The sequence below is a fragment of the Streptomyces nojiriensis genome (genome assembly GCF_017639205.1).
GTDB lineage: Bacteria > Actinomycetota > Actinomycetes > Streptomycetales > Streptomycetaceae > Streptomyces > Streptomyces nojiriensis.
Genome location: NZ_CP071139.1, coordinates 1,258,488 through 1,284,724, shown reverse-complemented (window position 1 = coordinate 1,284,724; position 26,237 = coordinate 1,258,488). Strand labels below are relative to the sequence as shown.

Annotated in this window: 21 protein-coding genes; 14 read left to right on the top strand and 7 right to left on the bottom strand. The window is 72.6% G+C overall.

Features of this window, described 5'->3' with window-relative positions; all coding sequences use genetic code 11:
• Positions 1-622: 622 nt before the first annotated feature.
• Complete coding sequence (locus JYK04_RS06245; protein WP_189742711.1) at positions 623-1,180, top strand: DinB family protein; 558 nt, start codon at positions 623-625, stop codon at positions 1,178-1,180.
• A 162-nt stretch (positions 1,181-1,342) separates the two neighbouring features.
• Here the strand turns inward: JYK04_RS06245 and JYK04_RS06240 are convergent, their stop codons facing one another.
• Positions 1,343-2,971: an acyl-CoA synthetase gene (locus tag JYK04_RS06240; protein WP_189742709.1), complete on the bottom strand. Its 1,629-nt coding sequence runs from the start codon at positions 2,969-2,971 to the stop codon at positions 1,343-1,345.
• A gap of 166 nt (positions 2,972-3,137) precedes the next feature.
• On the opposite strand from JYK04_RS06240, the gene JYK04_RS06235 reads away from it, so the two are divergent.
• From JYK04_RS06235 to JYK04_RS06215, 5 genes are all read left to right on the top strand, one after another.
• A complete protein-coding gene (locus JYK04_RS06235; RefSeq protein ID WP_189742707.1) occupies positions 3,138-3,938 on the top strand; it encodes a crotonase/enoyl-CoA hydratase family protein in 801 nt (266 codons plus the stop codon).
• 234 nt (positions 3,939-4,172) lie between these two features.
• Complete coding sequence (locus JYK04_RS06230; protein ID WP_189742705.1) at positions 4,173-5,132, top strand: Zn-ribbon domain-containing OB-fold protein; 960 nt, start codon at positions 4,173-4,175, stop codon at positions 5,130-5,132.
• Entirely contained in the window at positions 5,132-6,190 is a 1,059-nt protein-coding gene (locus tag JYK04_RS06225) for a thiolase domain-containing protein (protein WP_189742702.1), read from the top strand. Before JYK04_RS06230 ends, JYK04_RS06225 begins: the two co-directional genes overlap by 1 nt.
• Positions 6,187-7,353: a thiolase domain-containing protein gene (locus tag JYK04_RS06220; protein WP_189742700.1), complete on the top strand. Its 1,167-nt coding sequence runs from the start codon at positions 6,187-6,189 to the stop codon at positions 7,351-7,353. The genes JYK04_RS06225 and JYK04_RS06220 overlap by 4 nt, the downstream gene beginning before the upstream one ends.
• A gap of 133 nt (positions 7,354-7,486) precedes the next feature.
• The gene (locus JYK04_RS06215) at positions 7,487-7,726 is read left to right on the top strand and encodes a DUF397 domain-containing protein (RefSeq protein WP_189742698.1); all 240 of its coding nucleotides are present in this window, start codon (positions 7,487-7,489) and stop codon (positions 7,724-7,726) included.
• A gap of 67 nt (positions 7,727-7,793) precedes the next feature.
• Here JYK04_RS06215 and JYK04_RS06210 read toward each other — a convergent pair whose 3' ends face one another.
• Together JYK04_RS06210 and JYK04_RS06205 are read right to left on the bottom strand one after the other, a co-directional pair.
• The gene (locus JYK04_RS06210; RefSeq protein ID WP_189742696.1) at positions 7,794-8,678 is read right to left on the bottom strand and encodes a hypothetical protein; all 885 of its coding nucleotides are present in this window, start codon (positions 8,676-8,678) and stop codon (positions 7,794-7,796) included.
• Between the two features lie 85 nt (positions 8,679-8,763).
• Positions 8,764-9,204: a hypothetical protein gene (locus JYK04_RS06205; RefSeq protein WP_189742694.1), complete on the bottom strand. Its 441-nt coding sequence runs from the start codon at positions 9,202-9,204 to the stop codon at positions 8,764-8,766.
• Between the two features lie 261 nt (positions 9,205-9,465).
• Here JYK04_RS06205 and JYK04_RS06200 point away from each other — a divergent pair, with 261 nt between their 5' ends.
• The 4 genes from JYK04_RS06200 to JYK04_RS06185 all read left to right on the top strand — a co-directional run bounded on the left by JYK04_RS06200 (position 9,466) and on the right by JYK04_RS06185 (position 14,247).
• Entirely contained in the window at positions 9,466-9,873 is a 408-nt protein-coding gene (locus JYK04_RS06200) for an ACT domain-containing protein (RefSeq protein ID WP_189742693.1), read from the top strand.
• Between the two features lie 135 nt (positions 9,874-10,008).
• The gene (locus JYK04_RS06195; RefSeq protein ID WP_308431086.1) at positions 10,009-12,843 is read left to right on the top strand and encodes an ATP-binding protein; all 2,835 of its coding nucleotides are present in this window, start codon (positions 10,009-10,011) and stop codon (positions 12,841-12,843) included.
• 34 nt (positions 12,844-12,877) lie between these two features.
• Positions 12,878-13,648 carry a maleylpyruvate isomerase family mycothiol-dependent enzyme gene (locus JYK04_RS06190; RefSeq protein WP_189742689.1) on the top strand — a complete coding sequence of 257 codons (771 nt, stop codon included), beginning with the start codon at positions 12,878-12,880 and terminating at the stop codon, positions 13,646-13,648.
• 98 nt (positions 13,649-13,746) lie between these two features.
• Entirely contained in the window at positions 13,747-14,247 is a 501-nt protein-coding gene (locus JYK04_RS06185) for a hypothetical protein (protein WP_030723069.1), read from the top strand.
• A 39-nt stretch (positions 14,248-14,286) separates the two neighbouring features.
• On the opposite strand, the gene kstD is transcribed toward JYK04_RS06185, so the two are convergent.
• The 3 genes from kstD to JYK04_RS06170 form a co-directional block, all read right to left on the bottom strand.
• Positions 14,287-16,080: a 3-oxosteroid 1-dehydrogenase gene (gene kstD / locus JYK04_RS06180; protein WP_189742687.1), complete on the bottom strand. Its 1,794-nt coding sequence runs from the start codon at positions 16,078-16,080 to the stop codon at positions 14,287-14,289.
• Between the two features lie 89 nt (positions 16,081-16,169).
• Positions 16,170-16,763 (bottom strand): hypothetical protein, encoded by a 594-nt coding sequence (locus tag JYK04_RS06175; protein WP_189742685.1) that lies wholly within the window; start codon positions 16,761-16,763, stop codon positions 16,170-16,172.
• Between the two features lie 218 nt (positions 16,764-16,981).
• Positions 16,982-18,106, bottom strand: a complete 1,125-nt coding sequence (locus tag JYK04_RS06170; RefSeq protein WP_189742684.1) for an aminoglycoside phosphotransferase family protein — start codon at positions 18,104-18,106, stop codon at positions 16,982-16,984.
• Between the two features lie 231 nt (positions 18,107-18,337).
• On the opposite strand from JYK04_RS06170, the gene JYK04_RS06165 reads away from it, so the two are divergent.
• Positions 18,338-19,834: a DNA-binding protein NsdB gene (locus JYK04_RS06165; protein WP_189742683.1), complete on the top strand. Its 1,497-nt coding sequence runs from the start codon at positions 18,338-18,340 to the stop codon at positions 19,832-19,834.
• Between the two features lie 113 nt (positions 19,835-19,947).
• On the opposite strand, the gene JYK04_RS06160 is transcribed toward JYK04_RS06165, so the two are convergent.
• Positions 19,948-21,369, bottom strand: coding sequence for a PP2C family protein-serine/threonine phosphatase (locus JYK04_RS06160; protein WP_189742681.1), 1,422 nt, complete (start codon positions 21,367-21,369; stop codon positions 19,948-19,950).
• Positions 21,370-21,858: 489 nt separating this feature from the next.
• Between JYK04_RS06160 and JYK04_RS06155 the strand changes: the two genes are divergently transcribed.
• From JYK04_RS06155 to JYK04_RS06145, 3 genes are all read left to right on the top strand, one after another.
• A complete protein-coding gene (locus JYK04_RS06155) occupies positions 21,859-24,087 on the top strand; it encodes a xanthine dehydrogenase family protein molybdopterin-binding subunit (RefSeq protein WP_189742679.1) in 2,229 nt (742 codons plus the stop codon).
• Positions 24,088-24,109: 22 nt separating this feature from the next.
• On the top strand, positions 24,110-24,565 hold the full coding sequence (locus tag JYK04_RS06150; protein ID WP_189742677.1) for a (2Fe-2S)-binding protein: 456 nt from the start codon (positions 24,110-24,112) through the stop codon (positions 24,563-24,565).
• 179 nt (positions 24,566-24,744) lie between these two features.
• Positions 24,745-26,223: a helix-turn-helix domain-containing protein gene (locus JYK04_RS06145; protein WP_229876303.1), complete on the top strand. Its 1,479-nt coding sequence runs from the start codon at positions 24,745-24,747 to the stop codon at positions 26,221-26,223.
• Positions 26,224-26,237 lie beyond the last annotated feature (14 nt).

Genomic DNA, 26,237 nt, shown 5'->3' with positions numbered 1-26,237 from the left:
GCTCGAGCACGGGACGACGATGCGTGGGACGTGCCCGACTCATCCCGTCGCGGGCGGCTCAGCCTGAAGGAACTCCGGTGCGACCGTGGGTGATCGCCGAAGACCAGGTGAAGGTAGCTGCCTCTGCGGCCCTTGTCGAAGTTGCGTTTTTCCTGTCCAAGTGGCCTCTTGCACCGGTCGTTGCGGGGGCCGGGGCGACGACGGGCGGGGCAGGCCGCGGGGTACGTGAGGTGGAGGAGGATGACCGGCAACGCCGGGGCCGTCCCGCCTCGTTCACACCGCGGCAGGCCGCAGGAGTCAAGGCGCCGGGCGGCCGGCTGCCCGCCGAGCGTGAGGTACCGCTCTCACGCTGGTCGTGCCCGGCCGCCCGGCATCGCCGTTCATGCCGGCCCAGGACGCGCTGGGCCCCGCCAGCACCGCTCCTGGACCTTCAGGAACCGCATCCGAGTCTTCGAAGACCGCTACAACGCCACGGCGCAGCCGTTCCAGTGACGCCGACCGCCAGGCCGTCTCTTCCGGATCTCGCCGGGCCCGCGACGCCGTCTTGTGGTTCTGGGCGATCGGTTCGTTGCAGTTCACCTGCCGGCTGCACTGTCAGCTCCGTTCGCCAAGGTCTGCGGCCATGACTGAGAACGAAGCCGAAGCCGAAGCCTGGCCGGAACCTCCACTCGCCGGCACCGAGGCGGCGGCCATCCTCGGCGCCCTCGAACGCCAGCGGGCCACCCTGGCCTGGAAGTGCTCCGGCCTGGACGCCTCCGGCCTTCGCGCCACGCTCGGCACGTCCACCATCACCCTGGGCGGTCTGCTCAAGCACCTGGCGCACGTGGAGGACGGTCACTTCGCCCGGCTGTGGCTCGGCTCCCCCGCCGGTGCTCCCTGGGACACCGTCGACTGGGACAGCACTCCCGACTGGGACCATTCCTCCGCGGCTGGGGACACCCCCGAGCAACTGCGCGCTCTCTGGCAGGAATCGGTCGCCCGCTCCCGTGCCATCGTCGACAAGGCGCTCAGCACGGGCGGGCTGGACCAGCTCGGCGCCTACACCGCTCGTAGCGGCGAACGCCCCAACCTCCGCCGCATTCTCCTCGACCTCGTCGAGGAGTACGCCCGCCACGCCGGTCACGCCGATCTCATCCGCGAATCCGTCGACGGGCTCACGGGCGAGGACCCGCCGAGGTGAACTGAAGTACGGCGTGGAGGGATCCACTCGGCATGCGTCAGATCACCCCGCCCCCCAACGGACGCAACGAGCCGATGGTCCGACCGTCGCATGAGCCGCCGGACGGTTCCGAGGTCCTCTCCTTCGGATCTCGCCGGGCCGACAAGATCCGAAAGGGACGGCCTATGCCGTGTCCGCCTCCGTCGCCACCGCCTTCGCCCAGCGGTAGTCCGCCTTGCCGCTCGGGGACCGCTGGATGGCGGGCGCGATGACCAGCTGCCGCGGGATCTTGTAGCCCGCCAGCCTGGTGCGGCAGTGGCTCTGGATCTGGTCCAGGGACGGCGCCTCGGCGCCCTCCCGGACCTGGACCACCGCGGCCACGTGGCTGCCCCAGGTCGGGTCCGGCACCCCCGCCACCAAGGCGTCGTACACGTCGGGGTGGGACTTCAGGGCCTGCTCGACCTCCTCCGGATACACCTTCTCGCCGCCCGTGTTGATGCACTGCGAGCCGCGGCCGAGCACCGTGACGATGCCCTGCTCGTCGACGGTCGCCATGTCGCCGAGCAGCACCCAGCGTTCCGTCCCCTTCTGGAAGAAGGTCTCGGCGGTCTTCCCCGGGTCGTTGTAGTAGCCGAGCGGGACGTGTCCGCGCTGGGCGAGGCGGCCCGGCTCCCCAACCGCCACCGGCTCGTGCGTCACCGGGTCCACCACCTGCGTACGGTCGTTGACCTCCAGGCGGAAGCCCTTCTCCGGGCCCGAGTCGTCGGTCGCCCGGCCGTTGGACCCGGACTCGGACGACCCGAAGTTGTTCAGGAGGAGCACGTTCGGCACCAGCCGCTGGAACTCCGCGCGCACCGTCTCCGACATGATGGCCCCGGACGAGGAGACGCTGAACAGCGACGACAGGTCCGTGCCCTTGAGCGGGCCGTTCAGGGCGTCGATCAGCGGCCGCAGCATCGCGTCGCCGACCAGCGACACGCTGGAGACCTTCTCCTTCTCGATCGTACGGAGCACCTCTTCCGGCGCGTACTTCCGGTGGATGACCACCCGCTGGCCATAGTTGAAGGCGATGAAGGAGGTCAGCGTCGACGTGCCGTGCATCAGCGGGGGAGCGGGGAAGAAGGTGAGCCCGGCGCCGCGCGCCGCGACCCGCTCGGCCAGTTCCTCGGGCCGCTTCACCGGCTCGCCCGAGGGCTCGCCGCCGAAGAGCCCCGCGAAGAAGAGGTCCTCGGCCCGCCACATCACGCCCTTGGGCATGCCCGTCGTGCCGCCGGTGTAGATGATGAACAGGTCGTCGGGGCTGCGCGGAGGGAACCCGCGCCCGGGTGATCCGGCCGCCTCGGCGTCCGCGTACGGGACCGGCGCGATCGACGGCTCGGGGGCGCCCTCGGGAGCCTCGCCGACCCGGATCAGGTGCCGGAGCTTCGTCGTCTGCGGCAGCGCGGCCGCGACCCGCTCGGTGAACTCGCCCTCGAAGACGAGGGCGGCGAGATCGGCGTCGTTGTAGAGGTAGACCAGCTCCTCCTCCACGTAACGGTAGTTGACGTTCACCGGGACCAGCCGGGCCTTCAGGCAGGCCAGCACCGTCTGCAGGTACTCGATCCCGTTGTAGAGGTGGAGGCCCAGGTGCTCACCGGCCTTCAGCCCGCTGTCCAGCAGGTGGTGCGCGATCCGGTTCGCCGCCGTGTCGAGCTCCGCGTACGTCAGGCGGCGCTCGGCGCCGGTCCCGGGGTGGTCCACGTACACGAGGGCCTCGCGGTCCGGGACCACGTCCACGACCGACTCGAACAGGTCGGCAAGGTTGTACTCCACCGTTCCTCCTGACCCCGTGACTGGTCTGCTCCGGCGGTCATTAGAGCGCCGGAGACGGCAACTGGGAAGGCCACCGTTCAAGAAATCTGACTGGGTGTCAGAAAACTATTGAACTGCATCCTCCCCTACTGCAACCTGTTCTAGGTCTTGAGACGGGAGGACGGCAATGGGTGGGACGGAACACCTGACCGTGGATCGGCACGGCGCCACGCTGGTGCTCACCATGAACAGGCCCGAGGCGAAGAACGCGCTCTCGCTGCCGCTGTTGGTGGGGCTGTACGACGGCTGGCTGGAGGCGGACGCCGACGACGGGATCCGCTCGGTGGTCCTCACCGGCGCGGGCGGGGACTTCTGCGCCGGCATGGACCTCAAGGCCCTCGCCGGGAAGGGAATGGCGGGCGACCGGTACCGGGACCGCCTCAAGGCCGACCCCGACCTGCACTGGAAGGCGATGCTGCGCCACCACCGGCCGCGCAAGCCGGTGATCGCGGCGGTGGAGGGCTACTGCGTGGCCGGCGGGACCGAGATCCTGCAGGGCACCGACATCCGGGTGGTCGCCGAGGGCGCGACCTTCGGGCTCTTCGAGGTCAAACGGGGGCTCTTCCCGATCGGCGGTTCGACGGTGCGGCTGCCCCGCCAGATCCCGCGTACGCACGCCCTGGAGATGCTGCTGACCGGCCGCCCGTACTCCGCCGCCGAGGCCGAGCGGATCGGGCTGGTCGGGCGGGTGGTGCCGGACGGTACGGCACTGGCGGCGGCCCTGGAGATCGCGGAGCGGATCAACGCGTGCGGGCCGCTGGCGGTGGAGGCGGTCAAGGCGTCGGTCTACGAGACCGCCGAGCTGACGGAGCGGGAGGGGCTGGCCTCGGAACTCCTGCGCGGGTGGCCGGTCTTCGACACCGCCGATGCGAAGGAGGGGGCGCGGGCCTTTGCGGAGAAGCGGCCCGCGGTGTATCGGCGCGAGTAGTTCGGGCACGCCGTGGCCGTGGCCGTGCCCGTGCCTGTGGCTGTGTCCGTGCCCGGGTGCGGCGCCGTTGCCGGGGGCGCCGCCCCCGGACCCCCGCGCCTCAATCGCCGGCGGGGCTGAGATCGGGGCTCCGCCCCGGACCCCGCGCCTCAATCGCCGGCGGGGCTGAAAGTGCCGGCGGGGCTGAAAGAGCCGAGGCTGAAAGTGCCGAATCGATCGCATCGGAGAATCGCCATGACAGCTGCCTCCCCACCGGAGGTGCTCCGCGCGCCCCTCGTCGTCGAGTTTCCCTTCACCCGGTCCCTCGGGCCCGTCCAGAGCGCCTTCCTCACCGGGCTGCGCGAGGGCGTCGTCCTCGGGGTGAAGACCTCCGACGGCAAGGTGATGGTCCCGCCCGTCGAGTACGACCCCGTCACCGCCGAGGAGATCCGCGAGCTCGTCGAGGTCGCCGCCACCGGTACCGTCACCACCTGGGCGTGGAACGACCGGCCCCGACCCCAACAGCCCCTGGACACCCCCTTCGCCTGGGTGCTCGTCAAGCTCGACGGCGCCGACACCGCGCTCCTGCACGCCCTCGACGCGCCCGGCCCCGACGCCGTCCGCACCGGCATGCGCGTACGCGTCCGCTGGGCCGCCGAGCGCACCGGCGCCATCACCGACATCGCCTGCTTCGAACCGTACGACGGCCCCGCCGGCGGGGCGGCCGTCCCGCACGACGGGAGCTTCGCCGGCGCCGTCACCGGCATCGTCGCCGAGGCCCGGCTCGACTACGTCTACAGCCCCGGCCGCGCCCAGACCGCGTACATCGAGGCACTCTCCGAGCGGCGGACCGTCGGCGAGCGCTGCCCCTCCTGCCACAAGGTGTACGTCCCGCCGCGCGGCGCCTGCCCCACCTGCGGGGTCGCCACCACCGACCGCGTCGAGGTCGGCCCGGCCGGCACGGTCACCACCTTCTGCATCGTCAACATCAAGGCCAAGAACCTCGACATCGAAGTGCCCTACGTCTATGCCCACATCGCCCTCGACGGCGCCGGCCTCGCCCTCCACGGCCGGATCGGCGGCATCCCCTACGACCAGGTCCGCATGGGCCTGCGCGTCGAGCCCGTATGGACCGAGGGCGGGCGCTACCCCGACCACTACCGACCCACCGGCGAACCGGACGCGGACTACGACGCGTACAAGGAGCTCATCTGATGGCCCGATACGCCCGCGAGGTCGCGGTGGTCGCCTTCGCGCAGAGCGACCACCTGCGCCGCACCGACGAGCTCAGCGAAGTCGAGATGGTCATGCCGGTCCTGCACCAGGTGCTGGCCGCCACCGGCCTGAAGGCCGGCGAGATCGGCTTCACCTGCTCCGGCTCCAGCGACTACCTGGCCGGCCGCGCCTTCTCCTTCACCATGACCCTCGACGGGGTCGGCGCCTGGCCGCCGATCTCCGAGTCCCACGTCGAGATGGACGGCGCCTGGGCCCTGTACGAGGCCTGGGTCAAGATCCAGACCGGCGAGGCCGACACCGCGCTCGTCTACGCGTACGGGAAGTCCTCACCGGGGTCGGTGCGCGACGTGCTGACCCGTCAGCTGGACCCCTACTACGTCGCCCCGCTCTGGCCCGACGCGGTGGCCCTGGCCGCCCTCCAGGCCCAGGCCCTGATCGACGCGGGCGAGACCGAGGAGAGCGCCCTGGCCGCCGTCGGAGCGCGCAGCCGGGACGCGGCCACCGCCAACCCGCACGCCCAGCTCCGCGGCCCCGTCCCCCAGGGTGACTACCAGGTCAGGCCGCTGCGCACCGGCGACTGCCCGCCCGTGGGCGACGGCGTGGCCGCCGTCGTCCTGGCCGCCGGCGACCTCGCGCGCCGACTGTGCGAACGCCCCGCCTGGATCACCGGCATCGACCACCGCATCGAGGCCCACAGCCTGGGCCTGCGCGACCTCACCGACTCCCCGTCCACCCGGCTCGCCGCCGAACGCGCGGGTGTCTTCGAAGCCCCGGTGGACACGGCCGAACTGCACGCACCGTTCTCCTCCCAGGAGATCGTGCTCCGCAAGGCACTCGGCCTGACCGACGAGGTGAGCGTCAACCCCTCCGGCGGCGCGCTCGCCGCCAACCCGATGATGGCCGCCGGCCTGATCCGCATCGGCGAGGCGGCCGCCCGGATCCACCGCGGCGCATCGCGACGGGCCGTCGCCCACGCCACCTCCGGCCCCTGCCTCCAGCAGAACCTGGTGGCCGTCCTGGAAGGGGACGCAAGGTGAGCAAAGAGCCCGTGGCCATCGTCGGGATCGGCCAGACCAAGCACGTGGCGGCCCGCCACGACGTGTCCATCGCCGGACTGGTCCGCGAGGCGGCGGCGCGCGCCCTCGCGGACGCCGAACTGACCTGGGCGGACGTCGACGCGGTCGTCATCGGCAAGGCCCCCGACTTCTTCGAGGGGGTGATGATGCCCGAGCTGTACCTGGCGGACGCCCTCGGTGCCGTCGGCAAGCCGATGCTGCGCGTGCACACGGCCGGTTCGGTCGGCGGCTCCACCGCCCTGGTCGCCGCCAACCTGGTGGCGGCCCGCGTCCACCGCACCGTCCTCACCCTCGCCTTCGAGAAGCAGTCCGAATCCAACGCCATGTGGGGCCTGTCGCTCCCCGTCCCCTTCCAGCAGCCACTGCTCGCCGGCGCGGGCGGCTTCTTCGCCCCGCACGTCCGCGCGTACATGCGGCGCACCGGCGCGCCGGACACGGTGGGCTCGCTGGTGGCGTACAAGGACCGGCGCAACGCGCTCAAGAACCCGTACGCGCACCTGCACGAGCACGACATCACCCTGGAGAAGGTCCAGGCCTCGCCGATGCTGTGGGACCCGATCCGCTACTCGGAGACCTGCCCCTCCTCGGACGGCGCGTGCGCGATGATCCTCACCGACCGGGCGGGCGCGGCCCGTTCGCCGAAGCCGGCGGCCTGGGTGCACGGCGGGGCGATGCGCAGCGAACCCACCCTCTTCGCGGGCAAGGACTTCGTATCGCCGCAGGCCGGAAAGGACTGCGCGGCCGACGTCTACCGCCAGGCCGGCATCACCGACCCGCGCCGGGAGATCGACGCGGTCGAGATGTACGTACCGTTCTCCTGGTACGAGCCGATGTGGCTGGAGAACCTCGGTTTCGCGGCGGAGGGCGAGGGCTGGAAGCTCACGGAGGCCGGCGTCACCGAACTCGACGGGGACCTTCCGGTCAATCCGTCGGGCGGTGTCCTGTCCACCAACCCGATCGGCGCCTCCGGCATGATCCGCTTCGCGGAGGCGGCCCTCCAGGTCCGCGGTCAGGCCGGGGAACACCAGGTTCCGGGAGCCCGCCGGGCCCTGGGGCACGCGTACGGCGGCGGCGCGCAGTTCTTCGCGATGTGGCTGGTGGGGGCACAGGAGCCGACCTCCTGAACACAGGCCCGGCCGACGACGGAGGGGCCGGCCGGGGAGCCGGACCGGCCACGGGTGACTCACCGTGGCCTGTCCGGCACCCGCTGCGGTGGTTAACCTTGCCCCCGGACGACGTACCGGGAGGAGCACGCACGTGGCCGAGAGCATGATTTCGCAACCCCTCACCGGCTGGGGCAAGCCGGACCTCGATCTCACCGAGGCGGACTGGCAGTCGAGCAGCCGGGGAGCGGGTGACGTCCAGATCGCCTTCGTCGAGGGCTTCATCGCGATGCGCAACAGCGAGCGGCCGGAGAGCCCATCGCTGATCTTCACGCCGGACGAGTGGCGGGCGTTCGTCCTCGGCGCCCGCGGCGGTGACTTCGACCTCACCTAGGCGTACCGGTTCGTGATCACCGGGTGGTCCGGGTGCGGTCTTCGACCCGGACCACCGGGAGGCGAGCTCAGCCCTTTGCGAGGATCGCCGTCGCCGCGGCCACCTTCTGCCGGTGGACGTCCTGAAGCTTCTGGAGTAGTTGCCGGTCCTTGGCGATCATCGCCGTCTGGAGCTTCGACTCCTCGGTGAACCACACGTCCAGCAGGCCGGTCCGGCGCTTGCAGGCGACATCGGCCCCTGCCGTCGCCTTCTCCCGCTCCGTCACGGGGCCTTCGCGGAATTCCTGCGCAGCGAACGGATCACGGGGTGATGCGTATGTGTATCCATTCTTCTGCATACATGCCGACCAATTCCTGAAGCCGGCCTGTACTTCCGGAAGCTGCATGGATTGCTCGTAGCTCTGCGACGATATCCGGCTGGCCGCCTCGGCTCCTTCCGGATCCGAGTATTCCTTGCGAAGGTCGCTCTGGGCCTCTCCGAGGCATCCGTTTTCCGGGACCTTCTGCCCCCGGTACTCGGCGGGCTCGGATGCGTCCTCCCGCTTGCCGTACAGAACCGCGCGTACGTCGGCGTCGAGCTGCGGGGGCTGCTTCGGGGCCTCGCTCGGATCCATGCGATAGCCGAAGAGGGCGGCGGACTTCTCGTCCGACAGGCCGTACCGGCGGTCGGCGCCCGGCTGGGGCGGATTCGGCGGGGGCGGCTGGTAGGTCAGGGAGAAGCGGGCCATGCAGGTACGTGCCAGCATGTGCTCGGCCGCCGCGATGGAGGCGTACTCCGCGTCCGTGTAGCTGTACGCGGCGATGGGCAGGCGGTACGTGTAGGACCCCTTCGCCGCCTCGGAATCCTTGGTGGGGCGGTTCGACCCCGCCGGGTCGCCGTCATCCTGCGATCCCTGTGCCGTGCACCCCACCAGGGCGAACATGGCCAGCATGGCTGGCACCAAACGTCTCATCTGGTTGCTCCTGCGGTGCCCCGTGCAGGCCATGAGGTCACACGGGGCCGACATGCAAAGAAGGAACGGATTACCCGTCAGTCCGTCAGTTGAACTTGTAGCAGTTCGAGCCGGACGCGCCGAACGCCAGCGCGGCGTTGTTGTTGTACGTGTTCGCCAGACGGTTGGCGTTCGTGTACGGGGCGACGGTGTCGCAGGCGCCGTTGTAGCCGCTGTTGAAGAAGATCGTGGTCGGGGTGGGGCTGCCGTTGTAGAAGGAGGCCGCGCCGTTCTTCACCGGCGTGCCCTTGCCGGCACCCGAGTCCAGGAACTTGTAGCCCGCGAGGTCGCTGATGCTGCCGTTGATGCCGCCGCTGCCGGTGAACGTCGTGCGCGATCCACTCAGACCGGAGTTGTAATAGAAGGTGCCACAGTTGGCCTCTCCCGTGCAGTAAATACCGACGCCGGCCTGTGCCGGAGACACGCTGAAGGCCAGGGCGGCCGCAGCGGGAAGTGCAACGGCCATGGCGCGCCGAATGTTGGTCATGAATATCCTCCAGAAACCTTGATCGCCAGAGTGGCGAGGGTGGAGTGTAGGTGGACGCCGAGCCGTCGAGTCAAGCCAGTTAAGCAAGGCTTGAGGTTTCCCTCGCAGAGCAGGTCAACGCGGAGTGAATGAGGAGTCGACGCGGAGTCAGAATCCTTGGGGTGGCGGGCGCTCGATGCGCACGCCGCGAGGGCATCCGTGGGCGCGCCCGGTGCCGCGGGTCGGCCGCGGCCCGCGCGCTCCGCCGGGTATGGTGGGCGCGTGATGGCCGAGCGGGACCTGGAGCGGCTGCTGAGCGGGATGCGGCCCGAACTGCTGGACGAGCGGTACGTCTTCACCACGGTGGAGGGCGCCGAGGTGCCGGCCGGGCTGCGGCCCGCGGCCACCGTGCGGGAACCCGAAGGGCTCACCCTGGTGCTGCGTCAGGAGGAGGCCGACGCGGCGGGCCTGCCGTACGACTACGTCGCCGGGTGGATCACCCTCCGCGTCCACTCCGCCCTCGACGCCGTCGGACTCACCGCCGCCTTCGCCACCGAACTCGGCGCACACGGTCTGAGCTGCAACGTCATCGCCGGCTACCACCACGATCACCTCTTCGTGGCCGCCGACCGGGCCGCCGAGGCCGTGGCCGTCCTGGAGGACCTCGCGGCCCGTTCCGTACAGGACTGAAGCCCCCCGGAAAAGAAGATCGGATTCTTTTCCGCACTGGGATCCCTCGCGCTGCGCGCGGGCGTACGCTGAACCCCCGAACAGGCCTGGGGGGTACCAGCCATGACGGACCGCCGGACCCGCACACGGCGCACAATGGTCGAACGCGAGGCCGAACTCGCGATCGTCGACGAAGCCCTGGACCAGCTCACCGGTCCCGGGCCGGACGCGGGCGGCGCGCTGCTCGCCTTCTCCGGCCCGGCCGGACTCGGCAAGACCACCCTGCTCGCCGAACTGCGCCGCCGCGCCCTCGCCCGCAATTGCACCGTCCTCGCCGCCCGGGGCGGCGAACAGGAACAGAGCCAGCCCTTCCACGTCGCCCGCCAGCTCATCCAGCCCCAGCTCGCCGGCACCTCCGAGCAGGAGCTGCGCGCCGCCCTCGGGGGCTGGTACTCCATCGTCGGCCCGGCCCTCGGACTCTGCGCCCCCGAACAGGGCGTCCCGCCCGACCCCCAAGGCCTGCGCGACGGGCTCGACTGGGTGCTCACCCACCTCGTCGTCAAGCGCGCCCCCGTCGCCCTCGTCCTCGACGACGCCCACTGGGCCGACCCCGAGTCCCTCGGCTGGCTCGCGGCCTTCGCCCCGCGCGCCGAACACCTCCCGTTGCTCCTCGTCGTCGCCTACCGCCCCGACGAACTGCCCGAGCACGCCGAGGCCTTCCGTACGCTGCCCGGCCGGGCGGGACAGCGCCCGCTGCCCCTGGCCCCGCTCACCCCCGCAGCCGTCGCCACCCTGGTCCGCGAGGCCGTCGGCCCCCACGCCGACGACGCCTTCTGCCAGGAGGCCTGGGCCGTCACCACCGGCAACCCCTTCGAGGCCGTCGAACTCACCGCCAAGGTCCGCGGCAAGGGCCTGACCCCGGTCGAGGCGAACGCCCCGCAGCTGCGCGACCTCGCCGCCGCCCAGCGCGGCAGCGGCCTCGTCGCCCGCCTCGAACGGCTCGGCCCCTCCACCGTCCGCTTCGCCTGGGCCTGCGCCGTCCTCGGCACCGCCATCCCGCAGGACATCGCCGCCCGGGTCGCCGCCCTCGGCGCCGAGGAAGCCGTGGACGCCACCCGGCGGCTGCGCGACGCCCGCATCCTCTCGGCGGCCGCCGCCGAGGGACCCGACGGCGAGACCGGGCTGGAGTTCGTCCACCCGCTCATCGCCACCGCCATCTACCGCGCCATCCCCGACGCGCTCCGCGTCGCCCTCCACGGCAAGGCCGCGGCAGCCGTCGTCGACGCAGGGCTCGGCTCCTCCGCGGCCGCCCGCCACCTGCTGGAGACCCACCCCGAGAACGACCCCTGGGTGGTGCGCACCCTGCGCGAGGCCGCCGGCGAGAACCTCCGGGCCGGCGCCCCCGAGGCCGCCCGCCGCCAGCTCGCCCGCGCGCTGCTCGAACCCCCGGACTTCGACGAACGCGCCGCCGTCCTCTACGAACTGGGCTGCGCCTCCCTGCTCACCGAACCCGCCAACACGGTCAACCACCTGCGGGCCGCCCTCGCCGAGCCCTCCGACGACCCGGCCCTGCGCCAGGGCATCGTGATCCGGCTCGCCCAGGTCCTCGCACACAGCGACCGGCTCGCCGAGGCCTCGGAATCACTCGCGCGGGAGATCCCGTACACCCAGGACGTACGCGCCCGGCTGCGCCTGCAGTCCGAGCAGTTCATGTGGGACGCCTTCAACGCCGCCGAGACCGACTCCCCGGCCCGATCCCGGCGGCTCGCCCGCCTCGCCGACCGGCTGACCGGGCGCGACCTCACCGAGCGGTACATCATCGGCCTGCGCGCCTGGGACGCCTGCCTGCGGGGCGAGCCGGTCGACGTGGTGCTGCATCACGCCGGACGGGTGCTGGAGCAGCCCTTCAGCTGGGCCCACGAGGACCGCGGCTTCGAGGTCCCGGTCCTGGTCGCGATGGCGCACATGTACACCGACCGGCCCGGACGGGCCGAGGAGCTGTTCGAGGCGGGCACCGCCGAGTTCGAACGGCACGGCTGGCGCGGGGCGCACCTCTCCTTCGCCTACAGCCTGCGGGCCTACGTCCGCTACCGGCGCGGGCGGCTCGTGGAGGCCGAGGAACTGGCCCGGGCCGGGCTGCGGCTCGCCGAACGGGTGGGCCGGCGCACCCCCGTGCACTGGTACGCCATAGCCATCCTCCTCACCACGCTGCTCGCACGGGGCCGGCCCGAAGAGGCCTGGGAGCTGGCCCGGGAGCACGAGTACGGCAGCCCCTTCCCGGCGGCCGTGGTCTTCCCCGACTCGCAGACCGTCTACGCCGAACTGCTGCTGTCCCGGGGCGAGGTCCAGGCCGCGATCGTCGAACTGGAGGCGGTCGACCGGCGGCTGACCCCGCGCGGCATCCAGAACCCGGCCTGGTGCCCGTGGCAGCTGCACCTCGCCCGGGCGGTGGCCGCGGAGGATCCGCGGCGGGCCCGCGCCCTGGCCGACGACGCCGTCCGGCGGGCCCGCGCCTTCGGCGCCGCCTCGGGCATCGGCCAGGCCCTGCGGGTCGCGGCGCAGGTCGCCGCCCCCGAGGAGCGGGCCGGGCTCCTCCGGGAGGCGGTCACCCTGCTCTCGGCCTCACCGGCGGGCTACGAACTGGCCTGCGCCCTGGCCGCCCTCGGCACCGAGCTGCGGGACGCGGACGTGCTGATGCAGGCCGTGGTGACGGCGCGGGAATGCGGTGCGGACGGGCTGGCCGCGGAGACCACCGACACCCTGCTGGGACTGGGCGGCGCCCTGCCGTGCGGGCTGGCCTGGGAGGACGGGCTCACGGAGGAGGAGCGGCAGGCGGCGGACCTCGCGGTGCGCGCCGAGAAGGAGAGCGTGCCGGAGACCGTGGTGCTGCCCGCGCCGGACTGGGCGCTGTCGGCGGCCTGCCGCAAGCTGGGCACCGACCGGCCCGGGCTCAGGGACGCACTGGAGGCGTTCGCCCGTAGCTCAACGTGATCGGATCCGCCGCCCGGTGGGCAGGCATGCCCGTATGGATCATGTGGATCATGCCGAAAGACTCGCCCCCTTCCGGACCGAGACGGCGGCGTTCGAGAAAGCGGTGCGCCGGGCGCTCGACCTCGGAGAGCCGGTGCCCGCGGTCCCCTCGTGCCCCGGCTGGACGGTCGCCGACCTCGTCCGGCACCTGGGCGGAGTGCACCGCTACCTCGCGTACGTCCTGCGCGAACGGCTCACGGCCCCGCCCGACCCCGCCGGGCTCGCCCTCCCCGAGGCCCCCGGCGACCCGGACGGGCTGACCGACTGGTTCGCGCAGGGCGCCCGGGACCTGGCGGAGCTCTTCCAGGAGCTGGGGCCCGACACGGCGGTCTGGACCTGGTCGGTGGAGCAGACCGCGGGATTCTGGCTCCGGATGCAGCTGATCGAGCTGGCCGTGCACCGCTGGGACGCCGAATCCGCGACCGGCACCCCGGGCCGCCTCGCCCCGGACATGGCCGCGGACGCCGTGACCCAGACGATCGAGGTGATGGCTCCGGCCCGCCGCGGCTGGCAGCAGGCACCGCCGGGCACGGGGCAGAGGTACCGCTTCCGGCGTACCGACGGTCCGGAATCCTGGACGGTCGTCTTCTCGGGGGACCAGGTCCTGCTGGAGCCCGCTTCCACCCTCCCGGCGGACGTCGAGGCCTCCGGCACCGCTTCCGACCTTGCCCTGTTCCTCTGGCGCCGCCTCCCGCCCACCGCCCTGCAGGTCACCGGCGACGCCGCCCTGCTCCCGTACTGGTTCACGCTCGTCCCACCGGTCTGACGGGCCGGGCCGGGGGCCGGGTCGGGGCCCGGCCGGGACAGGTCGCCGGATGCGGGCCCCCGGGCCGGAAAACTCGCGCGGCCACGTACCATGGCGGCATGTCCTTCCTCCGCCGCCACCGCGCCGCCACTCCCGCCGGCCCGGACTTCGATGTCCTGGCCATGGACCCGGGGGACTGGCCGGGCAATCTCGGGGCCGGGCTGCTGCCCGCGCCCGACGGCAGCTGCCAGGGTGTCTTCCTCCGCTACGACCTGTTCGGCGGACGCGGCCCCGCGATGATCATCGGGAACCTCCCGGAGGGCTCCCCGGCACGCGACCTCACCGACGGCCAGATCCCCTTCGAGGTCGCCCAGCTCCTCGACGCACTGGAGAACGACGAGGACGTCGAGGTCACCGGTGTCGAGGACTGCCCCGTCATGCAGGGCGACAACCTCCTCATCGTCCGGAAGATCAAGCTGTCGGAGTCCCGCATCTCCTGCGTCCAGTTCGACCGCAGCGACAACGTGCTGGTCACCATCGCCAGCTGGGACCGCCCGATCACCGACGACCTGTACGCCCTCCTGAAGCCGCTCCCCGCCGAGCTCTTCCAGCAGGGCTGACCGTCAGGATCCCCGGCGGGGGATCCCCCGGCACTGTCCTCACGCGTCCGCGATGGCGTTCGCCGCCACGTAGCCGAAGGTCATCGCGGGGCCGATCGTAGATCCGGCCCCGGCGTAGCTGTGGCCCATCACCGCGGCGCTCGCGTTGCCGGCCGCGTACAGGCCCGGGATCACCGAGCCGTCCGGGCGCAGGGCCCGCGCCCGGGCATCGGTCACGATGCCGCCCTTCGTACCGAGATCCCCGGGCACGATCTTGAACGCGTAGAACGGCGGGACCCAGACGGGTGCCAGACACGAGTTCGGGTGCACGCTCGGGTCCGTGTAGTAGTGGTCGTACGCCGTGTCGCCCCGGTGGAAGTCGGCGTCGTCGCCGCTCCACGCCTGCGCGTTGAACCGGCCCAGCGTCGCCCGCAGCGCCGCCGCCGGGACCCCGATCTGACCGGCCAGCGCGTCCCAGGTCCATGCCTTCTTCGCCGCACCCGCCTGGTACCACGCGTCCGGGAAGGGCAGCGTCGGCAGGATGTCCTTGAACAGGTACCTGTTGCGGTAGTTCTGATCCACGATCAGCCACGCCGGGATGTGCGAGCCGACCGCGCCGCGGTCCTTCTCGTACATCACGTGCACCACATCGCTGTACGGCGCCGCCTCGTTGACGAACCGGGCGCCGTTCGCGTTCACGATCAGCCCGCCCGGCAGGGTCCGTTCGGCGAGACAGAAGTACGGCTCCCCGGGCAGCGGGATCGACGGCCCCCACCACGCGTCCTCCATCAGCGCCAGCGAGGCCCCGGCCCGCTGCCCCGCCCGGATCCCGTCGCCGGTGTTCTCCTTCGCGCCCACCGACCACTGGGTGCCGATGGGCTGCTGCTGGTACTGCGCCCGCATCGCCGCGTTGTGCTCGAACCCGCCCGAGCCGATGACCACCCCGCGCCGGGCCCGTACGGTGCCCCGTACGCCGCCCTGCTCCACCACCACGCCGGTGACCGCGCCGCCCTCCAGGACCAGGTCCACCAGCGGGCTGTTCAGCCACACCGGAACCCCGGCCCGCTGGAGCCCGGCGCGCAGCCCGGCCGCCAGGGCCTGGCCCATCGTCAGCGGCTTCTCGCCCCGCAGCGCCGCCTTCGTGCCGCGGGCCAGGCACTCGGTGGACACGGCGAGCCCCTTGGCGCTCACCGCCGCCAGGTTCAGCCACTTGTAGTCCTGGCTGAAGACCACCATTCCGGCCGGGACGGGCATGTACGCCGGGTTCAGGCGGGCCAGTTCGGCGCCCAGGATGTTCCCGTCGATCTGGTCCGGCTCGATGGAGCGGCCGTTCGGCAGCCCGCCCGGCAGGTCGGGGTAGTAGTCGCTGTAGCCCTCCATGAAGCGGAACCTCAGCGGGCTGTTGGCCATCACGAAGTCCAGCATCCGCGGCCCGTTGGCGAGGAACGCGGCCTGGCGGTCGGCCGGCACCTCGGGCCCGACGACGGCCGCGAGGTACGCCGCCGCCTTCTGCGGGGTGTCCGGCACCCCCGCACCCAGGATCACCGCATTGTTGGGCAGCCAGATACCGGCTCCGGACCGGGCGGCCGACCCGCCGAAGGTCGGGGCCTTCTCCACCACCAGCACGCTCAGCCCCCGCTTGGCGGCGGCGAGCGCGGCGGTCATCCCGGCGGCCCCGGACCCGACCACGACGACGTCGTACTCGCCGAGCGGGGGCCCGTCCTGGGCGCCGTCGGCCCGGGCGGTGGCGGACGGCAGCACGGTGGCGGCGAGCACCCCGGCGCCCGTACCGGCGAGGACCGCGCGTCTGGACGGGAGGGCGGCGGGGGTGGTGCGTGAAGCACGTGCGGACATGGGCAGGCTCCAGCGGTGTGGGGAGGAGGGGAAGTGCCTCCAGCATTTCTGATGCTGAGTCAGAAAAGTGTTCGGGGGATCATGTGATGTCAAGACATCCGGCGCCGCCGCCTCCAGTAGGCCACCGTCACCACGCCGAGCAGCGGACCCCACAGGACGAGCGGGGCGTAGCAGACGTAGAACCACAGCGCGGTCCAGCCACCCACCTCACTGGGGAAGTCCGCGGGCACCGGATCTCCCTGGAGGGTGGTCCCGGCCAACTGGGTCAGCGCTGCGAGGACCGTCCACAGAGCGGTGAGCGCGACGGCGCCGAGCGCCGCCGGGACGCCGGCCGCCGCCACCGGGATCCGCCGGCCGCCCAGCACCGGGATCCAGCGGGGGAGCACCTCGCCCCACGCGGCCACCAGCCCGACCGCGGTGAAGGCCAGCAGCTCGGAGACCACCGAGAGGAGCACGACGTACACCTCCAGCGGCAGCCAGTCCGGCAACTGCCCGCTGTCCGCCGAGGAATGGTCGACGAAGAGCAGGCCCAGCCGCCACAGGCCGGACGGCAGGACGGTGAACGGGATGGCGAACGCGCAGATGCGCACCCAGCGCGGAACCCCCGCCACCGGGGTGTGCGCGGCCTTCCAGGCGGCGCGGACGCCACCGCCCGCCGGGCGGGCATCGGTGTGCAAGGACACGGTTTCCTCCGGAGCCGCGGGCAGCCCTTGCCCGCTCGGCTTCGAAGATCGCAGCTGCACGGGCGTGCCCGGATCGCCCCCCGGACGGATCCGCCTCCACCGTGCGGGGGAGACCGGTCCGCCTCGCGGATGAGGGAGCCGCGTCGTCGCGTCCGCGCCCGGAAAGGGCGAAACCCCGCGGCGGTGGGGGCCACGGGGCTTCGCGTATCGGGGGAGGGTCAGCGCGTGCCGACCGCCGCGCGGACCGCTCGGCGCGCCATCCCCGCGTCGTCGTGCAGGCGGCGGAGCAGCAGCCGCTGCTCCTCACCGGAGGACAGGGCGCCCACCGGCAGCGGCTGGGCCGGGGTGGTCGCCAGCATCGAGCGCTGCACCGCCGTCTCGGACATCCGGATCTCCCGGGTCAGCACCAGCATCAGATTGACCAGGAAGGCGTCCCGCGCGGCCGGACCGGCCGACTGGGCGAGCCGGCTGATCTGGGCACGGGCGGCCGGGGCGTCGCCCAGTACCGTCCACAGCGTGGCCAGGTCGTACCCCGGCAGGTACCAGCCGGCGTGCTCCCAGTCGAGCAGGACCGGACCGGCCGGCGACAGCAGCAGGTTCGACAGCAGGGCGTCCCCGTGGTTGAACTGCAACGCCGTGCCCGACAGCTTCACGCCGTGCAGCAGCTTCTGCAGGTCGCCGAGGTCCCGGTCGGTCAGCAGCCCCAACTCGTAGTCGCGGGCGATCCGCCGCGCGTAGTTCATCGGAGTGCCGAACAACTCCGCCGGCGGCCGCCACTGGTTGACCCGGGACACCGCGCCCAGGGCCGCCCGGAGGTCCACCCGCGGCGGCGGCTCCACCGGGTGCCGCTGCAGTGCCGCGACCCGGCCGGCCATCCGCTCCACCACGAGCGTGCAGTTCTCGGGGTCGGCGGCGATCAGCCGCGGCACCCGGACCGGTGGGCGGTGCCGGACGAAGGTCCGGTATGCCGCTATTTCGTGCCGGTAGCGCTCACGCCACTCGGGCGAGTGGTCCAGTAACACCTTCGCGACGGCGGTCATCCGTCCGGTGGTGCCGACCAGGAGGACCGAGCGGCCGCTGCGCCGCAGTACCTGCACCGGGGCGAACTCCGGACAGATCCGCTGCACCGAGGCGAGCGCGGTGCGCAGCTGCGCCCCCTGCGGCCCCGAGAGATCGATTCTTCCGCTGACGGGCAGTGATCCGGTACCCGGCATTCGCCGCGCCCGGACGGCGCCCTGTGCCGGAGCCGCCGGGCGGCCGGGTTCGAGGTAGGGGCCGCCGCCAGCCGGGAGCGTGCGGTGCGACCGGACCGGTGCGGACACGGAGGAGGTTGCTGCGTACATGGTGATACGGATCCCTTCGTGCGCCGACGAGTTGCGTACGCCGCCCCGCCGGATCCCGTACTTCACCCTGGGGAGTTCCGCCGGTGAACCGGGTCGGGGAGGCGCATTCCTACCTGACACCCGGGGCAAGGTGGCGAACCATCGGGCGTGCCCTGGCGAAGCCTGGCGAATAGTCCCTGGGCACCTACCGGCGGGCTACTGTCAACTCAGCCGAGAACCTGGGGGCTTGACGTGAGCAAAGGTCCAAACACCCGCTTGAACGACCTGTTCGGCCTGGCCGGCTGGTCGAAGGGCGAACTGGCGAGGATGGTGAACAGGCAGGCGGCGGCCATGGGCCACCCCCAACTGGCCACCGACACCTCGCGGGTGCGGCGCTGGATCGACATGGGGGAGGCCCCCCGCGAACCGGTGCCCACGGTACTGGCAGCACTGTTCACCGAGCGGCTCGGTCGTGTCGTGACCATCGAGGACCTCGGGTTCGTACGGCAGCGGCGCACCTCCAGACGGCAGCCGGACGGGGCTCGTGAGAACCCCGACGGAATGCCCTGGGCGCCCGAACGCACAGCCGCGGTCCTCACCGAATTCACGGGAATGGACCTCATGCTCAACCGTCGCGGTCTGATGGGCGCGGGAGCGGTGCTCACCGCCGGCTCCGCCCTCACCAACGCCATGTACGACTGGCTGCACACCGACCCCGCCCTCGCCAAGGGGGCCCGGAACTTCGGGGAATCCTTCCAGGCCGATCCAGCGGGCTACGACCGCTACGAGGCCGCTCCGATCGGCTCCCAGGAGATCGAGGCCCTGGAGCGCTCCGTGGAGGTGTTCCGTGCCTGGGACGCCTCCAGGGGTGGCGGACTCCAGCGCAAGGCCGTCGTCGGCCAGCTCAACGAGGTGGGCGGCATGCTCGCCTACCACCACCCGGACCACCTCCAGCGGCGGCTCTGGGGGGTGGCGGCCAACCTGGCGGTCCTCGCCGGCTGGATGTCCCACGACGTGGGGCTCGAACCCACGGCGCAGAAGTACTTCGTCATCGCCGCGCACGCGGCCCGCGAGGGCGGCGACCGGCCGCGCGCGGGCGAGGCGCTGTCCCGTGCGGCCCGGCAGATGGTCCACCTGGGCAAGCCGAACGAGGCCCTGGACCTGATGAAGCTCGCCCAGTCCGGCTCGGGCGAACAGACGCTCCCGCGCACGCGCGCCATGCTGCACACCATCGAGGCCTGGGCGCAGGCCGCCATGGGCAAGGGGCAGGCCATGCGCCGCACGCTGGGCGAGGCGGAGGAGCTCTTCGTCTCCGACAAGGGCGATGTACCGCCGCCGAGCTGGATGCAGCACTTCGACGAGGCCGACCTGCACGGCATGCAGGCCCTCGCGTACCGGACCCTGGCGGACCACGACGCCGCCGCGGCGCCGATCGCCGCGCGCCACGCCAGGGAGGCCCTGCGGCTGCGAGGCGAGGGCTACCAGCGCTCGCAGATCTTCGACTACATCTCCATGGCCTCGGCCTGCTTCATCGCCGACGAGCCGGAGCAGGCCGACCGGTACGCGCGCCTCGCCCTGGTCTCCATGAACGAGACCTCCTCGCACCGGACCTGGGACCGGCTGCGGGAGATGTACCGGCTCACCGCCCAGTACGCCGGGTACGCGCGCATCGAGGACCTGCGCCAGGAGATCAAGCTGGCCCTCCCCGACACCCCGGCGTCGCGCGGCCCGCGCGTCACGGGGGTGTAGTCCCACGCCCGCCCCCGCACGGTCCGCCGCACGCCGTGCACGAAGCCCCGTACGGAGACGAGAAAGGCCGCGCCCTCCGGCGCGGCCCTGAAGCCCCTGCAGGCAGAAGCCCGTTACCCGCCGACCCGGGCGACCAGCACGCAGGCATCGTCCTCGCGCTCGCTCTCGCCGAACTCCTCGATCACGATCCGCACGCACTCCTGCGCCGACCGCGCCACCGAGAACCGCGGCGCGAGCGCCAGCAGCCGCTCGGTCCCGTCCGCCCGGCTGAACTCGATGCTGCGCGGCGTGAGTCCGTCCGTGTGCAGGACCAGCAGGTCGCCCACTTCGAGGTGTTCCTCGGCCTGGCCGTACGAGGCTCCGGAGGTCGCGCCGAGCAGGACGCCCTCCGGCGGCAGCAGGGAGCGCCCCGATCCGTGGCGGAACAGCAGAGGTGCGGGGTGGCCCGCCTGCGCCCAGGACAGGACCCGGCGGGCGGGATCGTAGCGGCAGCACACGGCCGAGCCGAGTGCCGGCTGCACGGAGGTCTCCAGGAGCTGGTTGAGCCAGCCCATCAGCGGGCCGGGCTCGATGCCCGCCATGGCCATGCCGCGCAGGGCGCCGAGCATCATCGCCATCCCGGAGGTGGCCGTCACCCCGTGCCCGGTCAGGTCGCCGACCGTCAGCATCGAGCAGCCGTCGGGGAGTTCGAGCGCGTCGTACCAGTCGCCGCCGATCAGCGCGCTGGTCGCGGAGGGCAGGTAGTGCGCCGCCACGTCCAGCGTGCCCGCGCTGCCGTACGGGAACCGCAGGGAGCCGCGCCACGGGGGGAGCACGGCTTCCTGCAGCTCGACCGCCAGCCGGCGCTCGGTCTGCGCGATCTCCCGCTGGCGCTGCAGCGAGTCACGCGACTCGCGCACCGCGCGCTGGCTCCGGCGCAGTTCACTCACGTCCCGCAGGACGGCCCACATCGAGGCCGTACAGCCGTCGGAGTCGAGTACCGGCTCGGCTCTCATGTGCAAGGTCCGGACCCGGCCGTCGGCCCGGACGATGCGGAACTCGCCGTCGATCGGTCTGCCGTCCACCAGGCAGGCGGTGACCCACGCGGTGAGCAGCGGCTGGTCCTCGGAGAAGAGGGTCGAGCCCAGTTCGTCGAGGGGGAGCGCGCCGGACTCGGGCGAGCGGCCGAAGATCTGGAACAGCTCGTCGGACCAACTGACCTCGTCGGTCAGCAGGTTCCACTCGGCGCTGCCGACGCGGATCTGGGCCTCGGGTCCGGCCTCGGGCGCCGCCTGCGGCTGTTCGACGAGGTCGGGCGCCGGCGGCAGGCCCTCCTTGAGCTGGCCGAGGTGCTCGCGGAGGTCGTCGAGGTGGTGGACGGCGAGGTCGCACAGTGCGCGCTGCCAGCGGCCCTGGGCGTCGTCGTCGTCGACGACGGTGTCGCGGCGGACCGCGTCCACTTCCCCCCGCAGCCGCCGGGTCTGCGAGATCAGAGCGTCCACCGACCCCGGCTCGGGCGGCTGCGCGGGACGGTCCGCGAACAGGTGGGACGGCATGAGAACTCCGATACAGGCGCGGCACGGCCAAGTCTGAAGGAAGGACCGGTAACGACTGTTGCACAGGGCGCGACGGTGTGTAAGACGTTTGGCAACATCCGCTACGTTCTTGCTTCTGGTATATGCCGCAGGCCTGACGCCCTGCCCGTGACGTGCGAACGAATCCGGTCAGGCGAACTCCGGGGCAGCGCAAAAGGATCGGCTGGTCGGGATCGCGCCGCCGTGCGAACGGCGGCCGGAATCAAGCCATCCGGTGACCGTCGCTCGATCGTACGGACGAGACGTACGAGTCCGGCCCGCCATGGGAATCACGTAAGGAACGGATCAAGGCGGACCGCCTGGATACCCCCGAACGAGTGATGTCGCCGTAGATGACGCGGCGTGATCGGGACTTCCCAACGCGCTGCCGGGTCGCTACCCTACGTGCCGGTAATAAGCCGGGGGAGGTCTGCGCGGGCGGACCCGCGCAGCGTGGGGACACACAACGACATGACCGGGCAGAACCACGCCGCGGGGCAGAGCCGCCGTTCCTTCCTCACCTTCCTCGTGGCCGCACCGACCCTGGCCCTGGTCACCCGGGCCGGCGCCGACGCGCTGACCCCGCAGCCCGCCCACGCCGTCGTGCCCTCCCTGCCGGCCATCGCCGACGTGATCGACCTGGGCGACCTGTTCATCCTGGCCGGCGCACCCACCTCGGCCCTGCTGGCGCTCGCCGTCGAGGCGGACGGCACCATCCGCTTCCGGCTTCCGCGCGAGGAGGTCGGCCAGGGCCTCACCACCGCCGTGGCCATGCTGGTCGCGGAGGAACTCGACGCGCCCCTGGCCGACGTACGCGTGGAACTGGACGACGCCCGGCCCGAGCTGCTCTTCAACCAGCTCACCGGTTCCTCCAACTCCATCCGCTCCCTCTACGGGCCGGTCCGCCAGTGCGCCGCCACCGCCCGGGCCCGCCTCGTCGCGGCCGCCGCCCACCGCTGGAAGCTGACCCCGGCCGCACTGACCACCTCCGGCGGCACCGTCCGCGCCCCCGACGGCCGCACCGCCGACTACGGCGACCTCGCCGCGGCCGCCGCCGACCCCGGGCTGACCGTCCTCGGCGCCACCCCCAAGAAGCGGGCCGGGCACACCCTCGTGGGCAGGCCGACCGGCCGCGTCGACGCCCGGGCCATGGTCACCGGCGCCCTGCAGTACACCCTCGACCTCGACGTGCCCGGCGCCAAACCCTGCGTCGTGCGCCGCCCGCCCACCCTCGGCGGCACGGTCCGCACCGTCACCAACCTCGCCGCCGTCCGGGCCATGCCGGGCGTCCTGCACGTGGTGACCGTCCCGACCGGGGTCGCCGTCGTCGCCGAGACCTTCGGCCAGGCCATCGACGCCAAGACGGCCCTCCAGGTCACCTGGGGCCCCGGGCCGGCCGATCAGCTGTCCGACGACCGGATCCGCGCCGAACTGCGCGCCGCCACACCACCGTTGCTGGTCCCGCCCCTCCTGACCCCGTACGTCGACGCCGAGTTCGACTTCGCCTTCGTCAGCCACGCCCCGATGGAGACCAACTCCGCCGTCGCCGACGTGCGCGAGGACCGGGCCGAGATCTGGTCCGGCCTCAAGTCCCCGATCGTGGCCCGCGAGACCATCGCCGCCGAGCTCGGCCTGCCGCTGTCCAAGGTCACGGTGCACGTGGTCCAGGCCGGCGGCTCCTTCGGCCGGCGGCTCTTCTTCGACGCCGCCCTGGAGGCCGCGCGCATCTCCAAGGCCTGCCGCCGCCCCGTCCGGCTCATGTGGACCCGCGTGGACGACACCCGGCACGGCCGGATGCGCCCCGCGACCCACCACAAGATCCGCGCCACCCACCTGCTGGGCGAGGTCCTCAGCTTCGAGCACCGCGTCGCCGCCGCCGAGACCGACTTCCGGCACGGGCTCGGCGAGATCATCACCGCCACCGCGGCCAGCCTGCCGCCCGGCATCGGCAACGCCACCCTCGCCCAGACCCTCTTCCACACCACGGTGAAGTCCCCGTACCACTTCGGCCTCACCACCCAGGCCCTCACCGAGGTGCCCACCGGGATCCCCACCGGCTCCTGGCGCTCGGTCTACTCCGCCAACACGCGCGGAGCCGAGGAGATCGTGGTCGACGAACTCGCCGCCCGGACGGGCCGGGACCCGTACCGGTTCCGGCGCACCTTCCTGAAGACCGACGCCCAGCGCGCCGTACTCGACAAGGTGGCCGAGGAGGGGAACTGGGGACGGCCGATGGAGGCCGGCCGCGCCCAGGGCATCGCCTTCCACGAGGAGTACAAGTCCCGCACCGCGTGCCTCGTCGAGATCGACACCCGTGACCGCGACCACGTCCGAATCACCAAGGCCGTCATCGCCGTGGACGTGGGCCTGCCGGTCAACCCGCGCGGCCTGGAGGCCCAGATGATCGGCGGACTCACCGACGCGATCTCCACCACCCTGCGCGCCGGGCTGCACCTCGACCGCGGGCTTCCGCTGGAGGGCAGCTACAGCCAGTTCCACTGGGCCAGGCAGCGCGACACCCCGCGCGACGTACGGGTCTTCGTGCTGCCGGCCACCGGCGAGGAGCCGGGTGGCGCGGGCGAGCTCGGCGTGCCCGCCGCCGTCGGCGCGATCGCCAACGCCTGGGCCAGGGCCACCGGTTCCAAACCACGCAGTTTCCCCCTCGACTTCGACGTCGACTTCACCCCCTACCCGCGCTAGTCCCGGATCCAGGAGTACCCCCGTGCCCTCGCACACCTTCACTGTCAACGGGCGCGCCGTCACCGTGGACGCGCCCGACGACCTGCCCCTGCTGTGGGTGCTCCGCGACATGCTGGGCGTCCGCGGCCCCAAGTACGGCTGCGGGGTGGACGTCTGCAAGGCCTGCACCAGCCACCTGGACGGCGCCGACATCCGTCCCTGCGTGGTGCCGGTCTCCGCGTGCGCCGGCCGGACGGTGACCACCATCGAGGGCCTGGCGGACGGGGACGACCTGCACCCCGTGCAGGAGGCCTGGCTCGAACAGGACGTCGCCCAGTGCGGCTTCTGCCAGCCCGGCCAGATCATGGCCGCCGTCGCCCTGCTGAAGCGCACGAGCGAGCCCACGGACGAGGACATCGACGCCATCGCCAACATCTGCCGCTGCGGCACCTACTTCCGCATCCGGGAGGCCATCCGCAGCGCGGCCCGCAAGATGTGAGCGGCGGCGGGATCCCGTGGCTTCCCCCGTGTCCGACTCCAATCGAAGCCGCCGGGATCCTGCCGCTCGTCCCCCAACCTACGCGCAGGCCGGGACATGCACAGGGTTCGTCCTGCCCAGTGAGCGGGCGAGACCGGTATCACAGCGCACAGTGAGCCGCCGGATGGTTGAATGCGGCCGTGTCCCGGTCCGACGACGTCCTCAAGGTCCACCGGCTCGTCCACGCCGGGGGATCGACCGCACTGCTGGAGTGGCTCGCCTCCCATCTCGGCGGCTGGGTCGGGGTGGTGGACGCCGAAGCGGAGCACGGCCCGGCTCCCGAGGCCGCCGTGCGCGGCGCCGCCGAGCTGGGCGCCCGCGGCGTACGGTCCGCGGTCCTGCACGGCGCCGACCGCGCGACCCTGCTGTTCGCGCTGGACGGCCGGCGCGTGCTGGCCGCCGTATTGGAGCAGCCGCACCACCCCGGTGCGCCCGCACTCCTCGCGGACGCGGCCGTACCGCTGGACCTCGTGCTGCGCGCCGAGGAGGCCGGGCGGCGGGAGGAACGGGTCCGGCGCGCCGAAGCGCAGGTCCGCGAAGCCGTACTCCACCTGCTGATGAACGGCCAGCTGTCCACCGCCCACCAGATCTCCGCCACGCTGGGCCCCGAGCTGCCCGACCCGATGCGGATGTACGTCGTCGAGTGCCCGCCCGGACGGCGCGGCGAAGTCATGCGGATCTGCCGGGAACTGACGGGCGGCCGGGCCTGGATCGTGCGCTGTCCGGTCTACGTGCGCCACCTCATCGTGCTCGCCCCGCCCGACCCGGCCGCGGTGCCCGCCACCGGCGACCCCCTGGCCGAAGCGCTGGTGGCGGCGGCGCCGGAATGCGCCGTCGGGGTCAGCGGGGAGGCGGGCCTGAGCGAGGCGCCGGCCGCCTACACCCAGGCCTTCCACGCGCTGGCCGTCGCCCGGGCGAGCGGTGACGGGCACGCGCGGTTCGGGCCCGGACCCGAACTGGCCCTCGCCGCCTACGAGGCGGGGGTCCGCTGGGCCGAGGCCCTGCTCGCGCCCCTGCACGCGCACGCGCCCCGGCGCCCCCAGGACCCCGGCGCGCAGGAGCTGCGCGCCACCGCCCACGCCTGGCTGAACTTCACCTCGCGCGCCACCCGGCTGCTGAAGATCCACCGCAACACCCTGACGGCCCGGCTCCGCCTGATCGAGGCCCTGCTCGGCCTGGACCTCGCACGACTGGCGGACCAGGCGGCGCTCTCCCTCGCCCTGCGGCTCACGTCGGAGACCGGCGCCGGGGCCGGGCCGGGTGCGGGAGCCGGGGCGGGGACCGGCGACGACGCCTCCGGGGCCGCCCCCGGTCTCGACGACGTGCTGCGCGACCCACGCCTGACCGACTGGGCCCGTACCCATCTGAGCGCGCTGACCGGACCGGACGCCCCGCCGGGAGCCCGGGACACGGTCCGTGCCTGGCTGGCGCACGACGCCCAACTCCTCCCGGCGGCCGCGGCGCTGGGCGTCTCCGTCCCCGGCGTCCGCAAGCGGCTGACCCGGATCGAGGCACTGCTGGAGCGCTCCCTGCTGCAGTCCCCCAGTGCCCGCCACGACCTGTGGCTGGCACACCGGGCGGAGGACCTCGCCGGGTGTCACAAGCCTCAAAAGGGATGATGCATGGATCAAAT